The following is a 26252-nucleotide window of genomic DNA, read 5'->3' on the forward strand; positions in this document are numbered from 1 at the left end:
AATCATCGTTTTTAGAGCCGTATTTAAAGAAAAAGTAGCTTTTGTAGGTTGGAACCACGATGCCGATTTTATGCCCATGCTCAACAACATGGGTCGGCCAGCAAAACAGGTCCTTCCAGTATTCACCTCCGGACTGGCCAAAAATGTTTTGCCTGTAGCGTCCGGTGATCATATCAATCCGATCCCGGGCCTGCTCGTTCTGCGGTTTATGATAAAAAGCGACGACGTATGATTTATCAGGCGAAAAGTAAACATCCTTCATCGAGCCCGAACCAATTACCTCGTCAACATACTGGACTGTTTCGCCGTCCTTTGTTTTGCACGTAACGATATTTGCCATATTGATCACCGAAAAAGCGTATCCCTTACCACAACACCGCAATAGTGCGGTCATCATGGTTCCCTGTGGAGAAAAAGTTAAGCCAGTCGCCTAACCTCTCAGGCGCAATACTGGCGTCTGTAAGGACAGGGTTGAGCTCATCAACGAGACGGGTCCATTTTTCGTCACTGCGAAGCCCATTATCCGTCTCAAACAGAGGGTCTGAGACGCCGTCTGTCATGAGGATCAAGTGAGATACATCATTCCATTTACCCACGCTGATGCGGCCGCTAAACGAGGGGTCTGCGATAATGCTCTGGTCAAGGAAACGGGTTTGTCCTGCGTATTCTCCGCTATCGGGATTTCCCAGTATCCTGACTTTACCGGAAGGGCTGTATGCACCTATCGCACCATCACCAAGCCAGAATGCAGCCGCAAACAGCTCGTTATCAGTTCGTAGCGCTACAGTTGCCAGAAGGGTTGTTGAATAGGATTTCACAGGTTGTTCTGCACAAATGGCTTCGTTCTGGATACTGTTGACCGCGAGCGTAGCTGCCTGTTTAAAATGATGAAGCATGGCGTTTATTGTTGCCTGCTGATCGCTCCCTTCCCACGCCGTGATGTGCTGCTTTAAATGGACGCCTTTCACACCACTGAGCTGATTTAAAAGGTAATCGCCAGCCGTTTTGACTGCAATCCGGGAGCCTTCCCGGGAATTTACCGCACTACCGGCTCCGTCTGCGACCAGCATGACAGACCATCCTGTTTCCTGGCAGTGGTTGATGTAGAAGTCGTCATCTCTGAAGCTTCCGGCATGCTCATGAGAGCGTCCCCGGCGACTGGCGGCAGCAATACGTATATCACCCCTGACCAGGCCAGCAGCGTCCAGATGGGACTTAGGGTAGGGAGCGTCTGCTGGTGGCTCTACCACCTTCCACAGGCTTCTCGGATCGGGATTGATTATAAATAGCTGTTTTGTTTCACATTCGTCGTGCGACGTGCATGACCAGATTACTGAAAGCTCTATATCGCCGCTTTCGGTGGGAGTACCTGTCAGCAACTCCTGTTCTTTGTCAAAAGACAGGCCAATGTTCCGGGGAAAGACAACGTCCCTGACAGTAGCCTGCTGGCCCTCACCCAGAACGATAGCAACCGGCGAAGAGAAACGTTCGCCTGCGCGGGCGTTGGGGATCGTTATTTTAGCTCTCGGGGGAACGGCAGGTGGCACAGCTAAGCTGGCCCGCTGCTGGCCTGTCGGTATCTGCCCGGGTTTTAATACCAGGGAAGACAGGTTTTCGTCTTCCCTCTGTGCTGGTTTATCAAATTCGTAATAAGGCATCAGCTTCCAGAACGGAGGATGAGGCTCATTTTCTGGCAGGGGTTGCAGTGCTGATGTATCGGTAGCGTCAATGCCCGGGTTATCAGCAACACTTACGACCGTTTGTTGCTGATCGGAAAGACTGGATGCTGACGAGGCGGCAATCTCTGCGTCGTTATCACCTTCGCTAACCCGCGCAGATAAACCCTGTGCAAGGCTCTCAATCCGCTCTTTAAGCCGCATAATTTCTTCGGTAAGGGATGGGTCCTGCGATAGAAGTAAAAGCCGCTCACCTTCAACAGGGTGGCCCAGCTCAGACAGAACTAAGCGGATAATCTTCTCTTCAAGTAAAGCATTTTGCGACATCAACCTCTCCCTCTGTTTACGTCGAAGTTAGTGTTTCCGCCATCATTGCTGAATGACAGGCCTGTTTCACACCACGGGCAGATCACGTCATCCGGGCCGTCAATACACAGCAACTTTCCGCATGAGCACAGGGCAAACGCACTGGCATTACCGCAGTGGGGGCAACCCGGTACGCCATGCAGTTCGCTGGTATTTACCTGCAAACCGGTAGCGGTGGCATCTGACCACGCAAAATAGTCCTCATCGATGGGATAGCATCCGGCAATATTAAAGCTGTTCAGGTTCAGACTGAAATCGAGCCCGGAAACCCTTGCTGGTGGCCGTTCATACTTCATCAGGTACGGACGACGGGTCTTGCTGCAACGGCCGGTAAGCGTAACGCAGTTTTCGTCGTACGCTTTTACTGGCTCGTCCTTGGCCAGCCGGACTATGTATTCAGTCTGGCTGAGCTCAGGTTGTTTGTCGTCCCCGACGCTGCGGCTGTGCGCCGTAACCGAGGCCGTGATCCATTTGATGAAGCGGGTAAAGTCCCCTTCCTGAGATTCGGTGAACAGCATGACATTCTCTGTCAGTTGCCGCAGGATATTCAGGTCCGCTGACGGCCCCAGGCCAACGGCAATGAGATTCACTTTACTCGCGTAGTGATCCTTCCAGCGCTTCACTTCTGCGGTTGTGTCGTCAGTCGGACGTCCGTCGGTAAGGAGATACACGACGGGTTTCCAGTCGCCTTTAGCCTCATGAGTGGTTTTTCTGACCTGGGTATCAATTTGCACGGTCAGCTCACGCAATGCAGCTCCAAGGCTCGTACCGCCGCCAACGGGAAGGCGGGGAGGGTAGAACGAGGCAATTTCGTGAAGAGGTACAATCGTACGGGCTACACCGGCAAATGCGATTACCGAGACCCAGGCTGTTTCAAGTGCGTGTGGATCCTTTCTTAAATCTCCGACGATCATTTGCAGACCATCAGTCATTTTTTTCAGGTTTTCACCAATCATGGACTCTGAACAGTCCAGGACAAAAAACACGGGAAGGCGTCTCATAATTTTCCTCGTACGGCTGGTACGGCCAGCAGAAAACGTTGCTGTACAGAAAGGTGCTGCCCGGAAACAGCACCTTTCTGTCTGTCAGAGCACCAGCTGGATTTCTGGTGGAGGAGGGGGAAGGGTATCAGTTCCGTTATTAATCCCCGCGCTTGTGCTGCCGGAAGACACGCTGGCCGATACCCATTTAAAGAAACCTGCAAACGCGGTTGAATCTAGCGTCTCCAGAGACACAACCTTATCGGTGAGCTGTTTTAAGTGCTCATGGCCTGCTTTAGGACCAACGGCGCAGGCAATGATGGATCCGAATCCCCGGCCGCGAATCGCTTTTACCGCTTCACCGTACGCCAGGGCATCAGAAGGGGTTCCATCAGTCATCAGGAATACCAGAGGACGCCAGTCTCCTTTGGTATCACCATCTGAGCGACGTACATCCCGTTCAACACACTGCATCAGACATTCAAGGGCAGCACCGGTGAACGTCCCGCCTGCGCTTGGCACAACGATGTCAGAAAACTGGAAGTCTTCCAGCGGCGTGAGAGGAATGAACTCACGCGCCTCATTGTCATAGGTGATAATGGAGATATGAACGCTTTCGAGGGCGTAGGGATCCTGGCGAAGAGCGCTAAGCATCGCCTGAATTCCAACGTTAACGGAATGGATTGACTCACCGCGCATCGAGCCGGATGTGTCGATAACAAGGTAAACAGGCAGGCGGCGCATCACATGTAATTCCTCAGGTGCGAGACAAACGAATCTGATTCTGAAGGCTCACCAATTGCCCTGAGTTTCCAGCCTGTAGCCTCGCGTATCAGCTCGGCAAAGACCATGGAGCGCTGGCTGGCGAAGGCGGGTCCGCCAGAAAGATCGAATCGTGCCATTTCAATATTACGGGCATCTACTGCCCGGATGAAGGCATTCTGAACTTTACCAAAGTGCTGCTGGAGCTTTTCACCATTGTAGATCTGAACGATGAACACAATTTTCTCGTACTGAGCGTCAAGGGAATTCAGGCGCACAATAATTTGCTCATCGTCACCGTCACCGGCTCCGGTTCGGTTATCGCCCGTCAGCCAGATATTGCCTGACTTATGGCGAAGGCTGTTGAAAAAGATGATATCGCCATTCACAAGCGTTGGTTTACCATTTTCCACATTGCCGAGATCGGTCACCTTTCCGGCTGAATTACACAGGAAAGCGATCACATCAAGGTCGTATTCTTCTTCTTTTTTACCAAAGATCCCGCCGAGAAAACCTTTCTTTTCCTCATTAATATCCCAACCGAGGCCGATAGTAACGGACGAGAGATCGTATTCATTTTTTTTCAGGCTTACGCCCTGGCCTTTGCTCAGACTGACAGACATGATATCCCCTTAATCAATAAAATTATAAGACCACATTTACTTCTGGCGGCGGCGGTGGCAGGTCTTCAAGACCGATCACTTCTTTTTTGCTGGACTCCACTTTCTGACTGCCTACCGAAATGCTCGCACTGACCCATTTAAAGAAAGCTTTAATCGTCGAACTGTCAGCTGTATCGAGCTGAACCACGATTTCAGTGATTTCTTTGAGGACGCTGGTATCGGCATCATGCCCGGCTGCACATGCCACAACAACGCCGGTTCTGGCCGCTTTAAAGTCATTCAGGCCTTTACGCCAGTCATCATTCGGACTTCCATCCGTCATCAGGAATACAAGGGGACGCCAGTCACCTTTAGTGTCAGCCGTCGTTTTCTGTACTTCTTTGGCAATGGAGCTGGCCGTGAGGGAAAGCGCTTCGCCAAGAGACGTGGTGCCGCTGGCTGTTAGTGCTGGCATCTGGAAACTCAGGAGGTCTGTCAGGGGGACTGCCTGTCGGGCTGAAGAATCAAAGGTGATCACTGACACGTGAGCCGTTTCGAGTGCATACGGATCCTGTTTCAGCGTGGTAAGCAGCGTCTGAACGCCATTTTTAACCGCTTCGATAGGCTCTCCGTGCATAGAGCCGGACGTGTCGAGTAGCAGATATACGGGTAAGCGTCTCAAATGTAATTCCTTCTTAAGAGATCGGAAGAGGAGAGTAGTTTCAGGAAGAGGCCAGGGTTTGTTGATTTGATAAAACGGCACGACATCTGTCGGGTGGAGATTAAATACTCAGAAGCGGCATTAAAGAAATAAGTTAACCACCATAGAATTACCGACATGTGAATGGCCTCTTATCAACAGAAAAATAATTCAGACCGGACTGGAATATAAGATTTCTGAAAAAACTCGGACAAATAAACTGTCTTATGTATGAAATTCATCATACATCACAGATCTGCATGAATGGAGTGTAAAACGCCCAAAGATTGATGTGTAGCACAAGAGGATGTCAAGACACCAGGTTTTGTAGTCAGTAAGGCGCTGCTGGCATTGCGGGAGGAGAATAGATCAAAACTACGTCACGCCAATACAGAGGTAAAATATGACAAAACCGGGGTTTTCACCCCGGTCTGAGATTTAGCGTCAGGACTTTTTAGCGCTGTATTCTTTTATCAGTTCGTCAACGGAGTGCAGAGCCAGCTTCTCTACCGCTTCACTTCGGGTCGAGCCACTCAGCGCAGCCAGACGGTCAATTTTTCTTAAGATCCGCATGCGTAGCGATAAGGACACGGCTGTTTTTTTATCCTTATCGAGTACGACCTTCCCTGTAGACTCACCGGTTTTCAGTTCAGCATTCTGTGCGAGCGCTTCATTCATCCGGCGAAGGGTCTTTTTATCCAGCTGGCCCGGATTAACGAGATGGTAGGAATGACCTGCCTTGCTGTATTTGATCTCCGCAGAATATGACTCGCGTAGCTCTTTGAGGGCCCGGGTTAATGTCGGCTCTGAGCATTCCAGACTGGTTATAATGTCGGCAGCGGAAACGGGCTTGCCGGTGCCCAGTAAGTTGGCAAGCTTAAAAATCCGGGCCTGTCTGGTATTTAATTGCATCGTAAGATTTAGCCTGCTTAAAGGGTTAGTGGTTCAATAGGCTGAAAAATGAAGGTACTGCTCATCTTTCGAATAACCGGGTGATCGCCTAACGCTTCAACCGGATCAATGTGTTCTATGCCTGCAAAATTTACTGACGACATCTGGCTGCGAGTGCATTTGCAGGACAGGATATACTCATCCTCCAGATAGCCGGTCCGCTTACTGACCCGTTGCGTAAAGCCTGACACAATCACGTTGTCGAAAGGTAGCGTATGTAAAACGATACCGACCAGGCGGAACAAGCAGCCATGGACGTGGCGGGCATAGTTTTCGCGTACGGCTTTTTGCGTCATGGCTTTTTCCGTCAGCTCCGTGCCCCGGGCATTAACGCCGTAAATCTTATCAGGGAAATCTTCAATCTCAGCTAAATCAACGTCCAGCAGGACTGCTGATAGCTCCGGCTTTACTTCAAATGCAACAATCGTTTCACGCGGCCATTCAGTTTCTGCCAGCACACCCGCCAGGTATGATTCGAAAAACGCGGCGTCTGTCCGGAACTGCTGCCGGGCATCTGCCTGAGCCGTGGCGAGCCGTTTTTCATGTTCTTCTGCTTCAAACTTCCAGTTTGCATACTGTTCGGCCCAGGCCGTCCGTTGTTGCTGGTACCGGTGCTGTCGAAGGGTATTCTCACGCTCCACATCAATCAGCTCCTGCTGCCACCGGCGAAGATTTTCGGCGTGGCGCTCAGCTTTAGCTGATTCCGATTCAAACCATTTACCCAGAAAACTAATGCCTTCGCTCTCGGCAGGCTTTTCCGGCAATGCAAGGTAGTCTGGCTTTTCTGGACGCACCGGTGCCGGAACCTGAAAAGGCGACGTTCTGTTATGCAGGTATACTGCTTCCAGCTCTGCCCAGCTGATGCCTGTTTTTGGATCCGGCGTCAGCTCGTGAATATTACGGATTGCGGTTACCGCTGACATGAGTTCAGCGGCTTCCTGCTCAAGCGCCTGTCTGAGCCCCGGGTCGGTTGCCGTCCGGTTTCCACCTCCGGAACGCGCGGCCCGGTCAAGCCGGGTACGGTAACTCAGCCCGGTACCGGGCAAGCCCAGATTGGCATAGGTCCCCCGGCTACCAAAAGAAACGGAAGCACCTCTCGGCCCGACACTCAGGCTCGGTGCACCGTTACTCAGGTTGAGGCGAACGCCAGGAATAATGTTGATCGACTTTCTGAACCTGAACCCCATTATGATTTCCTTAATGATGCTGGGTCACGGTAAGTAATCTGATTCCATCAGCGCTTTGCTCGTTCTGTAACCCATAAAAACGAGCTCTGTCCAGAATGCCAGCCGCCCAGCGGCGATGTGTGGCGGGTTCACACATTGCTCCCTGCGACTTAAACACGGCCTGGGTAGAGTTCAGGATCCGCAGAGCGTCAGAATACTCACCCTGAGTGACCATCAGCGCGTTTTGAATGACCTCTATCTGACCCGGGTGAATGGCCGTTTTCCCAACAAGCCCATGTGCCATATCAAGAGCCAGCTCTCTGGCCATAACGGCATGATCGTCAATATGCTCACATACGGGCGCGGTCAGGGCAAAATCACGCGGGCCGAAGACTGAAACGAGCATTTTGATGACGTAGCCCATCGGGCTGTCATACAGCGTCAGGTCCCGGGGGCGGCGAAGCGACACAACGTTCATAAGATCGTTGCCGCCGATTCGAAGCGCAATAATGCGGTCGTGGCAGGGATGTTCCACCAGGCGAGTGGCCAGCTCGCGCATCTGAACCACGTCAAAGACGTCTTCTGTTTCCAGCGTTGGCATCATGCACAGGTGAGTCCCGCCCATGATATCCCACCATTCAGCTAACGAACTGAGGGTAAATTTCGGCAACACAAACCCATCGACAGCGGAAAGATCATAATGCGCTTTTAACCATCTGCCCATTTCGGCATGCCGAGGGCGAATGAACACCAGAGGCCAGTCATTTTTACCCAGGCTACGCATGCTGTTACTGAGCTCGTGCAGCAGGTGCTCCAGATTTTTGAGGGCGATGGGGATGTCTGCTTCACTGACAGCATCCTCCAGGCAAATCACCAGAGAGCGCAAACCCGGGATTTTCCCGTGCAGGACGGCATCAGCAATATCTTCCCGTGTTGCAGGCATGTATAGCGTGGCTCCCAGATTCCAGGGAGAAAGACGATTTTTCATCAGAGTACCTTCTTGATAATGGTTACAGCCCGATACTGGCCGAGGGTTCCCCCCATTTCTGTAACAACTATTCCCTTTTCACGAGCAAGCCCTACAAGCAAGGCAACGTCCGGGTCGTCAATAGAACGCACAAATACATGGTCCGGTACCCGACGTAATACAGCCCGGGTTGCTTCAGCAATACCGGGTTTAATACGATTGACGCTGTCCACTTTAAATTCATCGGCCAGGAACGCGATAACGTCGCGACTTGTCTGCCATAAGACCCGGGCTGACTCCATATTCCAGCTCAGGGTAGCGAGGGATGACGGGGTTAACTTCTTACGGAAATGGGCGACGGTATCGACAAGCATCCGGCTGCATTCGAATTCACTGAGATGCTCGCAAACCATGCACCCATGTAATCCTTCAGAGGACCATACTGACCGGGAGATCAGGCCTGATACCGGCGCACCCATGATGCCAAAAGGAATGAGCCAGTCATCATCACTGGCTGCAAGCCAGGAGCAGCCACAGGGATCGGCCAGGACAACCAGTCGCGGCTGCTCAGGATAGCCCGGGCGATCTTTCAGTGCGCGTACAAGCTCTCCGGTAATTGCGCCTTTACCTGTCCATCCGTCAACAAAGACAATACCGCTGGTACCATGGCGCTCTTCAATGACGTCGAGGGCTGCACCGTCAATTCCACGATCCCGGATAATGCTGATACCGTAATGCCATGAGGTTTTCCCCATGTCACGCAGGGCCTGGTGCAGCATAACGCCGAGCGGCACGCCAGCTCTGACGAGACTGGCCAGTACAATGGGCTCATCACCGAAGCGTTCGGCCAGAGCAATAGCGAGCTGTGTGACTTCTTTTGCAAGTCTCTCTGCGCCCCGATCCAGCGCCCGGTGAAACAAATCAAGATGCCATTGTGTTGGCGCTGGCTCCTGACTGAGCATGTCCGAATAATGTTTCTTCCCTGACTGAATCAGCTCTTCTTTTTGCTCAACCGGCGTCATCTCAATGACTACCGGCTTTAGCAGAAATTCCACGTCACCGGGCTGGTATGAGCCGGTAAATGTGTCATGTGGCTGCATTTTAATTTTCTCCAAAAATTCGCTGTGAAATGGCATCTGCAAACTGACTCTGACGCGGGATGCCAAACCAGCTGCACAGTTTCATAAAACGATGATCGCTCAGGCTGTCGCCCAGACCAATTACGGGGAAGACTCCGCGTTCAGCCCGAAGTTTTTCAAGAAGCCATCTGACTGCCAGCCCTTTCTCAACCGCGGTGGGAAGCCAGGCCACGTTATTACTGTTGCGGTGGATGTAGAAGCCCTCGGTCGGAAACACCGTTTCTATCTCATCTGCAATGGCATTGAGCTCGTCAAGGCGGGTGCTGTCGCGGTGCTTCATCACCATATAAACCGCCGTTTCACCGTATTCGAAGTTCAGCCTTGCCCAGGCATTGATCCCTTTTGCGTCCATCATTTCAGTGATCAGACGCTGCATCGATGTCAGCTTTTCCTGATAGGGAGCCAGCTGGCCGAGCATATGGGCCTTCCACTCCTCGTCGGGTTTGCCTTCTGGCGTGAGAATGACGGCCCCGTGAGTGGTGATTGCCCAGGAGTGGAAAGGGATCCGTACGCGGCTGATTTCTTCAGTTCCCCGTGCGGTAACGGGTATGAGTTCAGCCTGCTCCAGGAGCCAGTCCACCAACATGGACTGTTCTTCCGTCATAAAGCTTCGTGGATTCAGGGTGCGATCAACGGCACCGGTACGGAATGGCTCCAGGGCCAGCTCGTCCACCATTTTACGACGGGTCTGAAAGAGCGTGTCGTCAAGGTCGCTCAGAACAACGGGTTTATTCATAGGTAACAATCTCCACGACGGCCGCAACCTCAGCCAGCGCTTTAAGAAGCTGCGTGTCAATACTTTCTGCGGGTGTCTCAGTACACACAAGAATGCGGTCAAACTGCTGGTGGGCGACGTTATAGACAAAATTGGGGATGCCCAGCCCGTAGTTATCCGTAAAGGAAATGGCGGACTCAATGGCATAACCAACGGCGATAGGGGAGCGGGTGGTCGATCCATAAAATGCCTGTGCTCCGGCAGCTTCGAGCCGTTCAGCAAGCAGGAACGGCTCCCAGACGAATTCCCCGGTCCCGAGAACCAGAATACGTTCCCCCTTGTGGACGGAGACCTCATGGCCGAGATCGGCCGCAGGTGCGAGCATCCCCAGTCGGCCCCAGGACTGTTTTCCCTGGATGTCCCATTCTCCTCGTGAAGTTACGTTGACTTTCGGCATGTCCGGGACAGGTGCATCAGGTAATGGGGTCCATCCCCACTTACCGCTTACAAGAGAAACCGAAGTGACTGGTAAGGTGCTGCGCTCGGACAAGGCTTTGCCACTCCAGTCGGTAAGCGTAACGGCTATAACCTGTTCAATATGTTGAAGCTTGCCGGTATTACGCAGGGCTGAAAGCAGGTTAATAAAGGTATTACCGGTGGTTGCCTCGTCATCAATCAAAACCAGCGTTCGTGCGTTGGTAACACGACGTCTTTTCTCTTCATCATCTGGCAGATAGATCAGATGATCGGTGGCGTGGCTGTGTTCTTCCTTGAACTCGCAAAGCAACGTGCCATCAACCGGGTGACGGGTAGAGGTCAGATAGACAGATTCAGGATGCTGGTGGCGCACTTCATCAAATACACCGGCCCCAAGCCCAACGGCGGTTTCAGCCATACCGATAAACAGTACGGGTCCTGTCAGTGTCGAGGGGAACTGGCTGGCAAGCTGTCTGTAGGCCTGCCGCATGACTGAGGGTGGCACGGGAATGTGCCTGCCGAGTACTTTGCTGACAAACAGAAAGGCGCGTTTCGGGTTACGTCTTTCAGCGATGTCAAACAGGTCATCGAGCGAAACTTCACCCTGGTCGCGGGTTACCTGAATCGTACCGCATGAGAGGGTACGGCGATAAATCATATCTTCGAGGATATCAGACATAAATACGCCTTAATTCAGAAGGTTAGAGAGTGATTCCGGGTATGCAATTACATCCGTAATGGATCTCACCGCAACCGGAGAAAAGGTGTTTTTAGCGCTCTGGCGCACCATATCTTCAGACATCAGACCGAGCTTAAAGGCAGCAAATAACCCAGGAAGGTTCACCCCGCTGTGAAGGGTATAACCCACCCCCCCTGACGGACGCATGTTGGTTTCAAGCAGCACCGGGTTGCCATTCACATCGTTTCGCGTCTGAACATTCACCAGCCCGTCGGCCTTCATAACCCTGGCGCAGTCACACGCCAGTTCCCAGGCGCTTCCTTCGTTTACCAGATACTGGATAACCCCTTCCTTACGGCGTCCCACGGCTGCGAGTATTTCGCCCTTATCCGCGAGGATATCGACGGAAAATTCCGGGCCTGGCAGGTACGGCATCAAAACAAGGGGTTTAAACGACTCAGCAGCTGATGCTGCTGCAATATACTGTTGCGGACTGACCAGACGATGTTCGGGATGATTAAAGACGGCCATAGGCGAAGCACTGTCATCAAAGCGCCAGAATCCCATGCCATAGATACCCGTCACCGGCTTCACGCATACCGGGCTGTCAGTGAACGGCGGGGCCGCGAGGTGTGTTTTTAATTCTGCCAGCGTATTCACCCGCCAGGATGGTACGACCGGGAGACCCTTTTGCTCCATAAACTGAGCAAAAGTAACTTTTTCGTCAGCCAGAGTTAACCAGTCGACGCCCGTTGCACCGGTAGTAAGGGTGGCACCGGTCGATTCAATGGCTGAACGGTGTTCTTCAAACCACTGGCTGTTACGGCCAGTATGAATATGGTGGATGCCGTAGGACTGAATGGTTTCCTGGATAAACTGAAGACGTTTTTGAGGATCTTCAGGTTCAGTCAAAGAATAGTCGGCAACGGAAAGGATTTCATTTCTTTCGTTACGGTGGGAGGCAAAAACGGTAATGGCAAAATTATTTTTTTTTGCAAATGATTTTACCCCCTGAATAATATCTCGCTGGGAGGATAAACCTTCCATAAACCAAATTTTCTTGTTCATTTTTTTTAATTATCCGGAACGCCATGCAAATTTATGATTGAGAAGTGAGTCTATGAGTGTCTAAGCTACATGTCAATCATAATATGATTAATAACTCCTGTGGTTATGGAGTGCGTCAGGTTTTTTGGATTCCTGATAACACATTGATATTTAAATTAAACTTAGAAAATTAACACCCTGAAAAGGATTTCTTTTTGTGTTTTTACAGAAAACTACCAAAATTTCCCTTGTCAGAGAACTTCATCATGATATGATTTTCTTCGTCAGTTACTAAATATACCTTTGATTGTCTCGGTCATTACCATTTTAAGGAATAAAACATGGTTTCATTAGTTAAGAACCAGACGGTATCACTCAGCAAAGAATCATCTGCATTAAGCCAGCTTCATTTCGGTCTCGGTTGGGATCCGGTTAAGAAAAAAGGTCTTCTTGGAGGATTGTTTGGAGGCAACGACTCAATCGATCTCGATGCTGGCTGCGTATTAATGGACAGCACCGGTAAAACAATTGACACCATCTGGTTCCGCAAACTGGAATCCACCTGCGGCGCTGTTGTGCACAGTGGCGATAACCTGACCGGTGAAGGTGACGGTGACGATGAGGTGATTAATGTCAACCTCTCCCGACTGCCTGCAAACGTTGAATACCTGGCGTTTACGGTAAACAGCTTCCGTGGTCAGTCGTTCAATGACGTCGAAAACGCGTTCTGCCGCGTTGTCGATCAAACCGGCAAAGAGCTGGCTCGCTACAAGCTGACTGAGCAGGGCTCACATACCGGGATCGTTATTTCTTCGCTGCGCCGTAATAACGGCAACTGGGACTTTACCGCCCTTGGCCATGCCTGTCGCGGCCGCACAATTGACGATATGCACTCCGATATCGTTTCAGCGGTTATTCGCTAATGAACCTGACGCCGGGGGGCAATGCCCCCGTTCCAGCCCAGGAGTTGCGGGTCCGGATCACCTCGGGCGGCCAGGTGGATGCTTCGGCGTTTCGCCTGTATGCCGACGGGAAGGTGCAGGGTGATGCGGACATGGTGTTTTATGGTCAGCCACGTAACGATGATGGTACCGTCAGCCTGGTCAGTGAAGGCCAGTACTCAACCTTTACTGTCGCGCTCAACCGGCTGAAACCTGATGTCCAGAAAATTGCGTTCACCGTGACCTGTGACGGTGGGCAGACGGCGTCCGGTCTTCGTAATCTTTCCATCGACGTGGAGCAAGGGGCTACCGGCCTGGTTAGCGGCAGTGTCGAACTGAGCGGCCGTCAGGAAGCAGCCTTAATTCTGGGTGAATTTTACCGTCGTAATAATGACTGGAAATTCCGCTTCGTTGCGCAGGGGTTCAACGGTGGACTTAAACCGCTGGCAGAGCATTTCGGCGTAAATATTGCCGACGAACCGGCTCCCGCAGCCCCGACTCCTCCGGTTGTAACCCCTCCGCCAGTTGAGACAAAAATCAGCCTGAGCAAGGTATCGCTGACAAAAGAGAAGCCTGCAATCAGCCTGACCAAACGGGATAACTTCGGTGAAATCCGGATCAACCTGAACTGGCACCGGGGCAGCGGCAAATCAGGCTTTGCAGGCATGTTCGGCTCCAAAGGAATCGACCTGGATCTGGGGGCCTTTGTTGAGCTTCAGGACGGGTATAAATCGGTCATTCAGGCGCTCGGTAATGCATTCGGTGATTATCGCGATGAACCGTATGTTCAGCTCAAGGGCGATGACCGGACGGGTGATGTATCAGACGGCGAGTGGCTGCATATCAATGGACGTGAATGGAAGCATATCCGCGAAGTGCTGATTTACGCCTTTATTTATGAAGGTGTTCCCAGCTGGGACAAGACTGATGGTGTGGTCACCATTCATGTGCCGGATCAACCGCCCATTGAGACCCGCCTGACCGAAGGTGAAAACCGTCGCACATTGTGCGCCATTGCCAGACTCGTAAACGAAAACGGCGCAATTAAAGTCGAGCGAATTAACCAGTACTTCAAAGGCCAGGACGAAATGGACCGGGCATTTGGCTGGGGATTTCGCTGGAGCGCCGGTTCTAAATAACACAGCAACAAAGGAAACAGGTATGAGCTTTTTCGACAAAGTTAAAGGTGCCATTAACTCAGGCCGTGACGAACTGACCCGCCAGGTTGGCCGTTTCAAAAACAAAAAATTCATGCAGGGCACCGTTGCTGTATGTGCCCGTATTGCCGTATCGAGTGACGGCGTAAGTTCGGAAGAAAAGCAGAAAATGATGGGCTTTCTGCGCTCTTCAGAAGAGCTGAAGGTCTTCGATACCAATGAGGTGATTGAGTTCTTCAATAAACTGGTTTCAAGCTTCGATTTCGATGTTGAAATCGGCAAGGGCGAAACCATGAAATACATCCTGGCGCTGAAAGATCAGCCTGAGGCCGCTCAGCTGGCCTTACGTGTTGGTATTGCCGTTGCGAAAAGTGACGGTAACTTCGATCAGGACGAGAAACTGGCCTCCCGCGAGATCGCTATCGCGTTGGGCTTCGACCCGGCTGAATTTGGCCTCTGATCCACATCCCTAAGGGTAAAATATGGTTTCCACACACATCGGCTTCCCGACTGAAACGGTCATTGTTTTTATTGCGCTTTCAGTCGGTGCCATCTTTATTGACCTGTTTATGCACCGTGATGACAAGCCTATTTCGCTGAAGAGTGCGGCGCTCTGGTCCGTATTCTGGGTTGTGGTTGCGATGGCATTTGCCGGTTTCCTCTATATCCACCACGGTGCTGAGGTTGCCAGTCTGTTTGTCACGGGTTATGCGCTGGAGAAAGTGCTGTCGGTCGATAACCTGTTCGTCATGATGGCCATCTTCTCCTGGTTCGCCGTTCCGGATCGTTATCGCCACCGTGTTCTCTACTGGGGGATCATTGGTGCCATTGTCTTCAGGGGCATCTTTGTCGCCATCGGTACGAGCCTGCTGAGTCTGGGGCCGTATGTTGAAGTTGTCTTCGCTATTATCGTTGCCTGGACAGCGGTCATGATGCTTAAAAGCGGTGATGACGATGATGAAATTGAGGATTACTCCCAGCATCTGGCTTACCGCATGGTTAAACGCTTCTTCCCTATCTGGCCGAAGCTCAGAGGGCATGCCTTCCTGCTTAACCAGAAGGAAGTGGATGCTGAACTGGCGAAACCAGAAAACAGCGATGTCACCATTGGCCGTGGTAAAAAAGCGGCGCTGTATGCGACCCCGCTGTTCCTGTGTGTGGCTGTGGTTGAACTCTCGGACGTAATGTTCGCGTTTGACTCGGTACCGGCAATCATTGCCGTCAGTCGTGAACCGCTTATCGTCTATAGTGCCATGATGTTTGCTATCCTGGGCCTGCGTACTCTGTACTTTGTCCTTGAGGCACTGAAACAGTACCTGGTTCATCTGGAGAAGGCCGTTATCGTGCTGCTGTTCTTCATCGCGGCAAAACTCGGCCTGAATGCGACCGATCACATCTGGCATCATGGTTACAGCATCGCGGCAACAACCAGCCTGTATGTTGTACTGGGTGTACTGGCGCTGGGCATTCTCGCAAGCGTCATGTTCCCGGGCAAACCTGAATCTGAGGAAAAGGGGAGTTAATCCCCTTAAGTGTTAACCTGAACAATTACTAATCGAAGAGGTTATTTTATGAGTGTTTCTCTTTCCAAAGGCGGGAACGTCTCCCTAAGTAAAGCAGCTCCGTCAATGAAAAACGTCCTGGTGGGCCTTGGCTGGGATGCGCGTTCAACAGACGGTCAGGACTTTGACCTGGATGCTTCAGCATTCCTGCTGGCCTCAAACGGCAAAGTGCGCGGCGATTCAGATTTCATCTTCTATAACAACCTGACGTCATCCGACGGTTCCGTAACGCACACCGGCGATAACCGCACCGGTGAGGGCGATGGTGATGATGAATCGCTGAAAATTAAACTGGACGCCGTCCCGTCTGAAGTTGACAAGATCATCTTCGTTGTGACCATCCACGATGCTCAGGCTCGTCGCCAGAGCTTTGGTCAGGTATCCGGTGCGTTTATTCGTCTGGTTAATGACGATAACCAGACTGAAGTTGCTCGCTACGATCTGACCGAAGATGCGTCCACTGAGACTGCCATGCTGTTCGGCGAGCTGTATCGCCACAATGGTGAGTGGAAATTCCGCGCAGTAGGTCAGGGTTATGCTGGTGGTCTGGCATCTGTATGTGCTCAGTACGGCATTAACGCGTCCTGATCAAAAAGTAACTTTTCTACCCGGGGCTGTTAATGCAGCCCTCATTCAACTGTTTGCAGGAGCTAAAAATGGCAGTTTCTCTCGTAAAAGGCGGCAATGTATCTCTGACCAAAGAAGCACCAACCATGAATGTTGCTATGGTTGGCCTAGGCTGGGATGCCCGTGTAACCGATGGTCAGGGTTTTGACCTGGACGCTTCCGTGTTCGCAGTAGGCGAAGACGGTAAAGTGTTGTCAGATGCGCATTTCATTTTCTTCAATAACAAAACCAGCCCTGATGGCGCGGTAGAGCACCAGGGCGACAACCGTACCGGTGAAGGCGACGGCGACGATGAGCAGGTCAAAATCGATCTGACCAAAGTCTCAGCAGATATCAAAAAACTGGTGTTTGCCGTTACCATCTATGATGCAGAAGCGCGTAAACAAAACTTCGGCATGGTGAGCAACAGCTTCATGCGCGTTTACAACAACGACAACGGCACGGAAATTGCCCGTTTCGATCTGTCTGAAGATGCCTCAACCGAAACCGCTATGGTCTTCGGTGAACTGTATCGTCATGGCGCTGAGTGGAAGTTTAAAGCTGTCGGTCAGGGCTTTGCCGGTGGCCTGGCGGCTCTTGCCTCCCAGCACGGCGTTAACATCTAAAATAACGCTGAATCATACCCCGGCAATGCCGGGGTTTTTTTTGGTTGCGATCCGCTATCAGGAGGGGGGGGGCAGAAAGGGTTCGGGAATCTCAGAAAGCAGAGAGATGTTAATTCTGACGTGAGCCTTTTAAAGGCAGGAAACGGATTTTTCTCTGGTTGCTGGTTAAAGCCTGTATTCCGTGCCTTATATCAACAGCATGCCCCTCTGATATATGTTACGTTTGCGACTTATGAAGGCACGGGTTCTGGAAGATAAAATACCCGACCAATGGAAATTCCAATTCAACAGGTATAGAAACTTCAACGTGATGAAATATGGTGTCACACCATATATACGCCTCACCAGAAATCCAGCGTCCTGAACTAAGCCAGGGGAACCTATATAAACGCTGCGCTTTAAAATAATCAAAAATCAGGAGAGTTAATGTGAATCTACAATCCGGACAAAACATACCACTTCAGCAATCTGCGATCAGGCTGAATCTTCAGTACCCTACCAAATCCGGCTTTAAAGGCGAACCCGATACCTGCCTGTTCCTGCTTAATGCTCAGGGAAAGGTCAGCGGCGATTCTGACTTTATCTTTTACAATAATCTGTCTTCTCCTGAAGGGGCAGTAAAGCTCGTTACCGGTTCTCAGCAGTCCAGCATTGAGATAGCACTGGATCGTGTTCCTGCGAACATCAGTAAAATTGCAATCACAGTTGTCATTGATGGTGAAGATACCATCAGTGGGCTCAGTTCGTTGAGCATGCAGGCTCAAGGAATCGCTGAGTTCCAGGCTGAGACTCAGGGCCGCAGTGAGAAAGCAATTATCCTGGGTGAAGTATATCGGCACAATGGCGCCTGGAAGCTTCGTGCGCTCGGGCAGGGTTTCAACGGTGGTCTTGAGCCTCTGGCCATTAGCTATGGCGTTGATGTCGCACAGCCAGCTCCGCAGCCAGCAAAGCCTGCTCGTATCAGTCTGGAAAAGAAACTGGAAACCAGATCTCCGCGCCTTGTAAGCCTCGCTAAAAAAGCCTCGGTCAGTCTTACTAAAAATAAACTGGACACCCTTGAGGCAGCGGTTGCATTTGTACTTGACGCATCCGGCTCAATGAGTGGCCAGTTCAGTAAGGGTAACGTTCAGTCTGTGCTGGACCGCATCGCCGTTCTTGCCGCCCAGTTCGACGACGACGGTGAAATGGATGTCTGGGGATTTGGAGAGAAGCATAAGAAGTATCCAAACGTCACACTGGACAACCTGGACACATATATTCAGTCCATTCGCGGGGCTGGAAAGCGTTCAGCCTGGGAGAACCTGCCGGGCCTCGGAGGGACAAACAACGAGCCTCCTGTGATGGAAGAAATAGTCGACTACTTTAAGGACTCGAAAATCCCGGTGTATGTTGTATTTATTACCGATGGCGGGATCAGCAAGACCCGGGCGATTAAAGATGCAATCCGGCGTTCTGCCAACTACCCCATCTTCTGGAAGTTTGTCGGCCTGGGTGGTTCAAGCTACGGTATCCTCAAAAATCTGGATGACTTTACTGACCGCCGGGTTGATAACACCCACTTCTTTGCCATGGATGATTTCGGTTCGATTAGCGATGAAAAGTTATATGATAATCTACTGGAAGAATTCAGACCGTGGATCGATGAAACAAAAAGGTTAGGCATCCTTTAATACGCACAGTTTGAGCTTGGTTGAATGAGCTCTACAGCAGCTTAATACTGTAGAGCCTTTGTTCATTGGAAATCGTACAGGGAGGCGCATATGGACCGCATCAAGTACCTGAAATGGATAGCTGAAGAATCACCAAGTACGGCTCAGCAGCTGGTGGCCTGGTTAAACAGAGCAAGGCACTATACGCCCGACATGAAAGAGCATCAGGCAGGTGTACAGATTCAAGAAAAGGGGATTGTTGTAGGGCTTAGACAAAGTACTAATCGTTATCATGGAGATTGTCTGACCATACATGTGGTACGGCTTCCGGAAGAAATACAAAACAAGGGATGGTTTAAGTCTTTTCTGAAGCTTTGCTGTGAATCGAATCCCTGGTGCGATGTTGTAATAGAAGACGTGAAAAACCCATATTTATTAAGCTTTTGTAAGAAACTAAACTTTACTGTATTAGATGAATTTTACCCGAATACTTACATAGTAAACACAGATGCCATTATGAGTTTACCTATCCCACCCTTAGGGAGATACGAAACCTATCTTTATTAAACCTGCGAACCTTTACCGGTTGCGTGGGGAGCGGATGGACTTCGGCTAAAGAAAAATCACATCGTCTATTTTGACCAGAAAAAGCTAATCTGCTTGATGTAATGCAGAAACGCATTACATTAATATCTTCTCCCAACAATCACCTGAACAATTCCCTGATTGCTTTTCACCTCATACCAGTGCTGGCTCATAGTTAGTCCTTAAGCAAATTTGTTATCGGAATAAAGAACGAAGCCAGCCTCATCGAGGCGCATAACCTTCTTCCCTTAACGCCTGTTGTAATTTTTCAATTGCGCTTTTCATTACCCAGGCTTCTTCGTCACTCACAGCACAGCCACGAAGATCGCTCCAGCTCAGACGTTTAACTAATTGAGCAAGGGCCATAGTTTCATTCTCATCAAGCTGCAAACTCAGTGTCTCAATACCTTCCACTATCTAACCTCCCTTATACTGAAAAATGGCGCTTTATTTCTGACCAGATGCCGAAGCCTTGAATGCGGCCGGAACTGCCGTTGTTTCTACTTTACAGAAATGGAATTAAAAAGTGGTGGTGCTGGGCACGTTTCTTTTCCAGTCGGGGTTTAAGCCAGAGCCGAAACTCATTCAACTTCTCAGCAGCCAAAACCGCTTCAACGGGGAAAACTTTATATTTACCCTGCTGCTGAGGTTCACCCAACCATCGCCTGATGGCTCCGTCAGTCCATAAACGAGTCTCTTTGAGCCTGGTTACAGTGACCCATTTCCTGGACCATTCATCAAATTGTCGCTGGCGATCCCGATAACGTTGTTCTTCCTGCTGACGAAGCCAGTCACGATCAACAGCGAATTTTCGGTATCCAACAAAGAGCCCTTGTACTTTGGCCATGACAACATTCCGGTTTGCTTAGAACTGTTCAGACAGACATGTCAGGGATAAAGCTGAAGAAAAAGGTACAACGAAGAATAACCAAGACATAGGCCTGCCGGGTAAGTGGTGCGGTGCACAGGACTGTCGGAAAGTACGCTCAGAGAGGGTCGTTTAAGCATGATGCACCACCGCCAGCCAGCCTTAATAATGGTAATGTACCACTGGGTTACCAGACAGACCAGTAACGCATCAAACATAAAACTGTTTTTTAAAAAACGTCAGGAACGTAGCCTGACCTTTTAACCAGTGGTGTAAAAAACATACAGATTGCTCTGAGGTATGAGGTTCAGCAACTAGCCTTGTCGACGCAGAAACATTAAGTAATCAATAGCAGCTATCGCAAACAATGGTGAAAACCACCACGTGCTTTTCAACAAGCCAAGCGGCAGAAAGAGTACAGTTGCCATCGAATAAACAAAAACACGAACCATACCATCTGTAATAAACATAGGCTATTTGCAATCTGAGGTTGGATTGTAGATTTTAGTTAGAAATGGATCAAAGTCCGTTTTGTGCAAAACTTGGTTGACAACCCTCTTTTGGAAGATGTGCCGTTTCGTGCAAAAGTTGGTTGGAGGCCAAGATGGCAGAGTTCGTAGGTTCGGCTGCTTCGCAAGCTGATTTCATTTGGAAGAACGCGGAAGACCTGTGGGGGGGGATTTCAAGCATACCGACTTCGGCAAGATCATTTTGCCGTTTACTCTGCTGCGTCGATTGGAGTGCGCACTGGAGTCTACACGGGAAGCATCGCTCGATAGCCAACCAGCCACGATTGAGTTCTTAGAAGCAGAGTTCAGTGTTGATTTCGATGCGCTGCTATCTTGACCGCCAATCAGACCCGCATGGTTCAGGTTTGTGTATGAGAGTCCCCAAATGGCTGTAGTTCTAACCAAAGCCTTGATTGAAGCCGGCCGCGCCGGAAATAGTGGGTACAGAAAAGGCAGTTGCTTGCGCTGGGCGTAAGTTACCCGCCGAAAAGCGGCTGGATCGAACGACTGATCGGCACTGAGGTATCTGACGAGCAGTACGAACGCTTTCTGGGGCACAGCACGAGCAAGCAGGCTGAACAGATCCTACGCGGAGAGCAGCCAGCCAAGGGGCTTCAGTATGCAAAGCGAGCGAAGAAGCTCGCTTCTGAAAGAAAAGCCACAATTGATCTGGATAACGAGCACCTGTCTGAAATCGAAAAGTATCGGTAGCCCTAGACTTTTAGCCGCTGAAGATCTCTTAGATACCATTGGTGAAACTTGCTGAAGTCAGCCTTCTGTTTCTCTACCGTGCTGTTATAGATCGCATCACTGGTAACCGCACAAGCAGTCCAGCCAGCCTCATAGACGAAGCGAGTAGCTATCGGTGACTTCTTCGGGGTGCTATCCCAGCGGTTTTTGAGCCACCGCGCAAGCCCTTCATCAAGAGGGACCACCAGATTTAGCTGCTGTTTTGTGCGAGTGATACCGACATAAAACAGCCGACGTTCCTCCTCGATTTCCTCTTCGGCCGGAGGGGTGTTCATCGATGTGCGAACGCTGTAAACATCATCGGGTTTGCCGCCAGGAAATTCCTGCTCATTCAGCCCGATCAGTATTACGTTATCCCACTCCAGCCCCTTGGAACCATGCAGTGTGGAAAGGATGAAGGGATCGCAGTCAGTAGCAGCCTCGCCTGGATTCAAGATAAGGTTTAAAAACGTGCGGGAATCGATCTTACTGGAGTCAAGTAGCTCCCCGATCCTCACGACCCCTCGTTGCTGGTCGTTCGATCCAGTGCGAGTTACACCCTCAGAGCCAACACTATCAATGAAACCCTCCATACTCAGGCGTCGTAACACATCGATAGCAGGCGTTTCCTCTCCGTCTTTCTGGCAGATAGTGGCGAGCCTGCCCAGCCGATCTTTTTGGTATTGTGCGCCCTCGAATAACTGACCTAGAGCAGACCATAGGTCGGCGTGCGGAGCCATCAATCCACTGAGCGCCGCTTTGAATTGCCCTTTCTGCCATCTAAAACCAGCCTCCTTCAGAAAGCCGTAAACAATCGCTTGTTTGTTGGGATGGTTTTCCAGTAGCCGCAGATCGCCGTACACAGACAGCAAGACGCCAACTACCAGTATCCCGATTTCGGTGCGGGTGTGTAATGCGCTTGAACCATTGAGGTAGCGATAAGGTAGCCCACACAGGCGTAAAGCAATTTCCGCCTCAGCAAGGTTCGCCTTAGTGCGGGACAATATGGCTTGTGTTCCACTGCTCACCGAGAGGTTTGATAGCACCTTGGATAGGCAGTTATCAAAGTGCAATCTGACCTCTGTTTTGGGGGTGCTAGGATGACTGACACAAAGCTTGGTCAGCTTTGTAGAGTTGCGCCGAATTACCGAGTTAGCCATCAAGGAAAGCTCATGGCCAAATCTGAACGTGCATGACAGTTGAAACACCTTCGTATTCGGGTAGTGCCTTTCAAACAGTCCGCCGATAAAGTCTGGTCGAGCACCACGCCACTCATAAATACACTGGTTAACATCACCAACAGCCATAACCGACGTATCCGACTTAGATAGCAAGCGGGTCATGTCATGCTGTATCAGGTTAACGTCCTGATATTCATCAACAATGATGTGCTTGAAGTGGGCACCAAGGCTGCTGTCATTACGCAACAGTGCGACAGCCTCAATCAAACAGTCATCAAAGGTTCGCAGACTGTTTTCCTCCAGCAGCTCACAATAGCGGCCATAGGCGTGAATAAACTCCCGTTTGATGTTGCTGAACGTTGGATCATTGGCAGCATCAACAGGAGTTACGGCCGCCGCCCGGCAGCGAGCAATAAACAGCTCGAAGTTTTCAATTTCATTGGGGTCAATATAATTCGCCTCATGGTCAAAGCCATAGCGGTAGGCTTGCTTTACCAGTTGCTCATAGCGGTAGTCGCTTGGAGTAATGAGGTCTTTCTTCTTGATTATCTGTTGGCGTTCTCCGTAACCAACAATCTTTAAGGCCAAGCTGTGGAACGTGCGGATTTCTGGAATCACGCTCGACATCAGTGCCGTCTTCAAGTTCTCCGTGAAGCTCACCTGCGCCGACTTGTTGTACATCAGGATCAGAATGGAGCGAGGATCAGTTCCCGTCTTGACCAGCCGCTCAACGCGCTTTACAAGTGTGGTTGTTTTCCCGCTACCAGGTACGGCTTTTACCAACGCATGTCCGGTGTCATGGCTGACAATACTTTTCTGCTCCCAAGTCAGTCTTTTGGTCATGCCTTAACCTTGTAATTGGCGCACTGACGGGCCTCGGTGTAGGGAACGATCTTTGCCTTACTGTGACATTGCAGATAGCCATCCTCCCATCGGCCTGCTTGCTCGCACATAATGCAGTTGGGAAATAGTGAATGAGGATCGGCGTGACGGATAAAAGCTCGTAAGTTATCAGCCAGCTCAGCGGCCCCTAACGATCTAGGCCATGTGTTCACGTCAGAATTGATTGTTAAATCCACTTCAGCGAGCGGCATCGTTTGTTCGTTGAGTCGGCCGGAACCACTTAAACTCCAGACAGACATATCCACGTTACCTACTGAGCAGACGCCGCTACAGGTGTCCACAGATTGAAACGGGGGAAGCCAGTTGAATACTCTCAGGATCTTCTCCTTGATCGAGTAGGCCCCGGTAAGCAACATCTGAATATCAGAGGCAGATTGGACCTTAAACTCAAGAATCGGGATACCGGCTTCGATCTTGTCTTGAGAGCAGGGGTGTGTGACACAAATCTCTACGTAGCAACGCCTTTCGCCAGTCGTATCATACAACATCACGTCTGGTCGCAGCCCTGTGACCTTATCGTGTTTTTCCAGCTCTGCCTGATCGAAAAATTGAGTCAAGTTGTAGCGTGCAGGCACGGATTTTACGCACTGACGTGCTTCGTCTCTAACCAAGGCTAAACGAGAACCATTACAGGCAACCCGGCGCTCCAGCTCAAGGCTAATAGGCATTTCACGGCTGAGAGCTTGTTGGTAGCGATAGAAGAATGCTTCTTTGCCGCACTTGTGAAGATAGGTTTCAAGGGCACAGCATTCTTCCGAATGGCGAAAGTGCTTAGCGTTGAACTCGCCCATTACCGGGGTCAGGGGGCTCTTACAACCTGGGCAGGTGTAAGTATGTGAGCGCAGGGCAGCGCCAATGTGCGTGAGGGTGCCCTCGCCGTCTAGCGCGTAAGCGTATTGTATTGAGCTGGATTGAGTTGTCATGACTGCGTATCCTCCCAAAAAAATCCAGCTAAGAACAGACCTTACGGCAGGCAAATGGTAAGTAGTGCTTCTTGAAGCAGTCGAGTGTACAGCGGCTCAGTGAAAAAGCTAATCGCCCGCTCAACAACCTAGTGATACTGGTGCAGATTCGACAATGAGTTAATGCCCGGAGAGCATCTGCAAGACTTCTAGCTGGAAGGCATTCCAACCAGCCCTCGCTTCTGAAAAGCCGTCAGGAAACGGTAAAATCCAACCAAGTGAGCAACTTCACTTGATCAAAGATCTAAGGCTAGAATGATGGAATTCCAACCTTAGTTTGCAAATAGCCTAAACATATAACTTCCTCTGAGGATTTAAAAGAATTCTCAGATGTCTTGAAAGCTACTTTTTAAACTTTCTCATTCTGAGAAGCATATTTAATTTTGCTGCGTCTGCTCGTGCTGCTGCTACAGAAAGGGCTTTATGCAGTGAAACTACCACGACAAACAAACAGAACATCGACCAGAATCCATCCATTTCGTTTACCTAATCGTTGAGGTTTTTATTCGGGATATCTGGCTAAATAGGACTACACAGATACCCAGTTAAACCCCCCGCTTACATAACACTCCGGTTCCTCACCAGACGTTTTATTCTATCGCGGTCTGTGGTTATCAGAAGCTGCATAAACCGGTTATTTAGTCCGTTACGCGAAAATTATTGAGGATCCGGGCTGTTAAACTGTTCTTCCTCTTTCGCTTCCGGAGAAAAGGGGAGGTGTCACCCTGCGGCCGGGTAGTGAAAGGGATTTGACGTAATTCAGGCGAAGGGCGAACAAGACCGCAAAGGACGCCCGGGCGACCGGATACCTGCCGGGTTGTGCGAAGTAAAAACCGGAAGCAGTGATAACACAAACAGGCCCCTACAGCGTAAGGATTGTGATGGACGATAAAGAGCAATTTACGAATCTTGTGGCAAAGCATGCCTCCGGACTCACCGAAGAGCAGCTGGCCGGTTACGATGCCTGTTCCCTGGATGGTGAATGCGTCACGCCTTCATACGAGGTTTTCCGGGGGTATCGTACCCGCCATACCCTGGATGAATTTCTGGAGATGGCCATATCGCTGAATGCCATCCACCCGGATGAATATTTAACGGATATGCTGCTTAAGCCTCATGAGGTGATCGGCGCTCTGGCCGATGAAGGCGACCAGCTGAACAACGCCACCCCGGTTTATTTCTTCCCGGATACCGGCGTCTATGCAGCGGCCGTCAGTGAAACCCGGGTGCTCGATGCCTGGCTTTGCTGGCCATGCTACCCGGCGAACTGGTAACGCGGCCGTTGGAATTGCACCGGCAGGATACGAATTTAACCGACCCCGTGGCGGGAAGGTTATCACAATTGCATGTCCTCATCCCTCAAGCCCCCTGCCAGGCCCTAACGTGCTGTCAGGCTTCGCCTGATTCCCGATCTGCGCCGGTACTTCAGCCGATAACTTTTTGTTTTCTTTTTATTTTCTCCCCATTTCCTCAAAGTTCGCGGGCGGCGTGGACAGGGCACCATTGCCGCATGTGGGGTCTTAATAAGGGCAGGGTGGTCAGGTTTGCTCGATGCCGGGGGTAGGCCCTACCCTTTATGGGATGAGGACATGCAATTCACTAAATTAATCGACAGCACCGGTGGTGACTTATCTGTAACGGGTCAGTTTTGATACGGGGAATGTTTCAGGGTTAAGATCTGGAATCATAAAAATATACGCTCCCGTTCAGGACATACGACTTGAAATGGATAATGCCATTAAAGGAA

General features: G+C 50.6%; 26 protein-coding genes and 2 pseudogenes. 11 read left to right on the forward strand and 17 right to left on the reverse strand.

What is annotated here, in order from left to right; all coding sequences use genetic code 11:
• The 13 genes and pseudogenes from ACOTX2_RS19100 to ACOTX2_RS19160 all read right to left on the reverse strand — a co-directional run.
• A pseudogene (locus ACOTX2_RS19100) lies at positions 1 to 340 on the reverse strand (kinase); the annotation flags it as partial.
• 25 nt (positions 341 to 365) lie between these two features.
• Entirely contained in the window at positions 366 to 2003 is a 1638-nt protein-coding gene (locus tag ACOTX2_RS19105; protein WP_000081059.1) for a PP2C family serine/threonine-protein phosphatase, read from the reverse strand.
• Entirely contained in the window at positions 2003 to 3043 is a 1041-nt protein-coding gene (locus ACOTX2_RS19110) for a TerY-C metal binding domain-containing protein (RefSeq protein ID WP_001253656.1), read from the reverse strand. Before ACOTX2_RS19110 ends, ACOTX2_RS19105 begins: the two co-directional genes overlap by 1 nt.
• Before the next feature lie 84 nt (positions 3044 to 3127).
• Positions 3128 to 3766: a vWA domain-containing protein gene (locus ACOTX2_RS19115; protein ID WP_001253658.1), complete on the reverse strand. Its 639-nt coding sequence runs from the start codon at positions 3764 to 3766 to the stop codon at positions 3128 to 3130.
• Complete coding sequence (locus tag ACOTX2_RS19120) at positions 3766 to 4407, reverse strand: TerD family protein (protein ID WP_000116681.1); 642 nt, start codon at positions 4405 to 4407, stop codon at positions 3766 to 3768. The genes ACOTX2_RS19115 and ACOTX2_RS19120 overlap by 1 nt, the downstream gene beginning before the upstream one ends.
• A gap of 22 nt (positions 4408 to 4429) precedes the next feature.
• Positions 4430 to 5068, reverse strand: a complete 639-nt coding sequence (locus ACOTX2_RS19125) for a vWA domain-containing protein (protein WP_001253657.1) — start codon at positions 5066 to 5068, stop codon at positions 4430 to 4432.
• Positions 5069 to 5530: 462 nt separating this feature from the next.
• On the reverse strand, positions 5531 to 5998 hold the full coding sequence (gene terW, locus ACOTX2_RS19130) for a tellurium resistance protein TerW (protein WP_001176767.1): 468 nt from the start codon (positions 5996 to 5998) through the stop codon (positions 5531 to 5533).
• A 17-nt stretch (positions 5999 to 6015) separates the two neighbouring features.
• The gene (locus ACOTX2_RS19135) at positions 6016 to 7224 is read right to left on the reverse strand and encodes a DUF4236 domain-containing protein (protein WP_011152964.1); all 1209 of its coding nucleotides are present in this window, start codon (positions 7222 to 7224) and stop codon (positions 6016 to 6018) included.
• Between the two features lie 10 nt (positions 7225 to 7234).
• On the reverse strand, positions 7235 to 8191 hold the full coding sequence (locus tag ACOTX2_RS19140; RefSeq protein WP_011152965.1) for an HpcH/HpaI aldolase/citrate lyase family protein: 957 nt from the start codon (positions 8189 to 8191) through the stop codon (positions 7235 to 7237).
• Positions 8191 to 9270, reverse strand: coding sequence for a cysteine protease StiP family protein (locus ACOTX2_RS19145; RefSeq protein WP_001585166.1), 1080 nt, complete (start codon positions 9268 to 9270; stop codon positions 8191 to 8193). Before ACOTX2_RS19145 ends, ACOTX2_RS19140 begins: the two co-directional genes overlap by 1 nt.
• Position 9271: 1 nt before the next feature.
• Positions 9272 to 10045 (reverse strand): hypothetical protein, encoded by a 774-nt coding sequence (locus tag ACOTX2_RS19150; RefSeq protein ID WP_001040058.1) that lies wholly within the window; start codon positions 10043 to 10045, stop codon positions 9272 to 9274.
• On the reverse strand, positions 10038 to 11180 hold the full coding sequence (locus ACOTX2_RS19155; protein WP_001280115.1) for a phosphoribosyltransferase domain-containing protein: 1143 nt from the start codon (positions 11178 to 11180) through the stop codon (positions 10038 to 10040). Before ACOTX2_RS19155 ends, ACOTX2_RS19150 begins: the two co-directional genes overlap by 8 nt.
• Before the next feature lie 9 nt (positions 11181 to 11189).
• A complete protein-coding gene (locus ACOTX2_RS19160; RefSeq protein ID WP_012695441.1) occupies positions 11190 to 12248 on the reverse strand; it encodes an ATP-grasp domain-containing protein in 1059 nt (352 codons plus the stop codon).
• A 320-nt stretch (positions 12249 to 12568) separates the two neighbouring features.
• Here ACOTX2_RS19160 and ACOTX2_RS19165 point away from each other — a divergent pair, with 320 nt between their 5' ends.
• The 8 genes from ACOTX2_RS19165 (at position 12569) to ACOTX2_RS19200 (ending at position 19335) form a co-directional block, all read left to right on the forward strand.
• Complete coding sequence (locus ACOTX2_RS19165; RefSeq protein ID WP_000254137.1) at positions 12569 to 13150, forward strand: tellurium resistance-associated protein TerZ; 582 nt, start codon at positions 12569 to 12571, stop codon at positions 13148 to 13150.
• Positions 13150 to 14307: a TerD family protein gene (locus ACOTX2_RS19170; RefSeq protein ID WP_044704557.1), complete on the forward strand. Its 1158-nt coding sequence runs from the start codon at positions 13150 to 13152 to the stop codon at positions 14305 to 14307. Before ACOTX2_RS19165 ends, ACOTX2_RS19170 begins: the two co-directional genes overlap by 1 nt.
• Positions 14308 to 14329: 22 nt before the next feature.
• Positions 14330 to 14785: a tellurite resistance TerB family protein gene (locus ACOTX2_RS19175; protein WP_000007449.1), complete on the forward strand. Its 456-nt coding sequence runs from the start codon at positions 14330 to 14332 to the stop codon at positions 14783 to 14785.
• A 22-nt stretch (positions 14786 to 14807) separates the two neighbouring features.
• Entirely contained in the window at positions 14808 to 15848 is a 1041-nt protein-coding gene (terC, locus tag ACOTX2_RS19180; protein ID WP_000255079.1) for a tellurium resistance membrane protein TerC, read from the forward strand.
• Between the two features lie 48 nt (positions 15849 to 15896).
• Positions 15897 to 16475, forward strand: a complete 579-nt coding sequence (terD, locus tag ACOTX2_RS19185) for a tellurium resistance membrane protein TerD (protein WP_000116680.1) — start codon at positions 15897 to 15899, stop codon at positions 16473 to 16475.
• Between the two features lie 68 nt (positions 16476 to 16543).
• Positions 16544 to 17119 (forward strand): TerD family protein, encoded by a 576-nt coding sequence (locus tag ACOTX2_RS19190; RefSeq protein WP_000301247.1) that lies wholly within the window; start codon positions 16544 to 16546, stop codon positions 17117 to 17119.
• A gap of 428 nt (positions 17120 to 17547) precedes the next feature.
• Positions 17548 to 18789 carry a vWA domain-containing protein gene (locus ACOTX2_RS19195; RefSeq protein WP_001053340.1) on the forward strand — a complete coding sequence of 414 codons (1242 nt, stop codon included), beginning with the start codon at positions 17548 to 17550 and terminating at the stop codon, positions 18787 to 18789.
• 90 nt (positions 18790 to 18879) lie between these two features.
• Positions 18880 to 19335: a hypothetical protein gene (locus ACOTX2_RS19200; RefSeq protein WP_000374058.1), complete on the forward strand. Its 456-nt coding sequence runs from the start codon at positions 18880 to 18882 to the stop codon at positions 19333 to 19335.
• Between the two features lie 240 nt (positions 19336 to 19575).
• On the opposite strand, the gene ACOTX2_RS19205 is transcribed toward ACOTX2_RS19200, so the two are convergent.
• Positions 19576 to 19767: a DUF7706 family protein gene (locus ACOTX2_RS19205; RefSeq protein WP_000398479.1), complete on the reverse strand. Its 192-nt coding sequence runs from the start codon at positions 19765 to 19767 to the stop codon at positions 19576 to 19578.
• 91 nt (positions 19768 to 19858) lie between these two features.
• The gene (locus ACOTX2_RS19210) at positions 19859 to 20200 is read right to left on the reverse strand and encodes a hypothetical protein (protein ID WP_001151572.1); all 342 of its coding nucleotides are present in this window, start codon (positions 20198 to 20200) and stop codon (positions 19859 to 19861) included.
• Between the two features lie 625 nt (positions 20201 to 20825).
• On the opposite strand from ACOTX2_RS19210, the pseudogene ACOTX2_RS19215 reads away from it, so the two are divergent.
• Positions 20826 to 21046 (forward strand): annotated as a pseudogene (locus ACOTX2_RS19215) (type I restriction-modification system subunit M N-terminal domain-containing protein); the annotation flags it as partial.
• A gap of 140 nt (positions 21047 to 21186) precedes the next feature.
• Positions 21187 to 21441 carry a hypothetical protein gene (locus ACOTX2_RS19220; protein ID WP_000880375.1) on the forward strand — a complete coding sequence of 85 codons (255 nt, stop codon included), beginning with the start codon at positions 21187 to 21189 and terminating at the stop codon, positions 21439 to 21441.
• Between the two features lie 2 nt (positions 21442 to 21443).
• Here ACOTX2_RS19220 and ACOTX2_RS19225 read toward each other — a convergent pair whose 3' ends face one another.
• Complete coding sequence (locus tag ACOTX2_RS19225; protein ID WP_000166877.1) at positions 21444 to 23483, reverse strand: ATP-dependent helicase; 2040 nt, start codon at positions 23481 to 23483, stop codon at positions 21444 to 21446.
• A complete protein-coding gene (locus ACOTX2_RS19230) occupies positions 23480 to 24466 on the reverse strand; it encodes a hypothetical protein (RefSeq protein ID WP_000211823.1) in 987 nt (328 codons plus the stop codon). The genes ACOTX2_RS19225 and ACOTX2_RS19230 overlap by 4 nt, the downstream gene beginning before the upstream one ends.
• Before the next feature lie 920 nt (positions 24467 to 25386).
• Here ACOTX2_RS19230 and ACOTX2_RS19235 point away from each other — a divergent pair.
• Complete coding sequence (locus tag ACOTX2_RS19235; protein ID WP_000341066.1) at positions 25387 to 25779, forward strand: hypothetical protein; 393 nt, start codon at positions 25387 to 25389, stop codon at positions 25777 to 25779.
• The last annotated feature ends 473 nt before the right edge of the window (positions 25780 to 26252 follow it).

The sequence above is a fragment of the Enterobacter cloacae complex sp. IR5412 genome, assembly GCF_049237385.1.
Taxonomy (GTDB): Bacteria; Pseudomonadota; Gammaproteobacteria; order Enterobacterales; family Enterobacteriaceae; genus Enterobacter; species Enterobacter intestinihominis.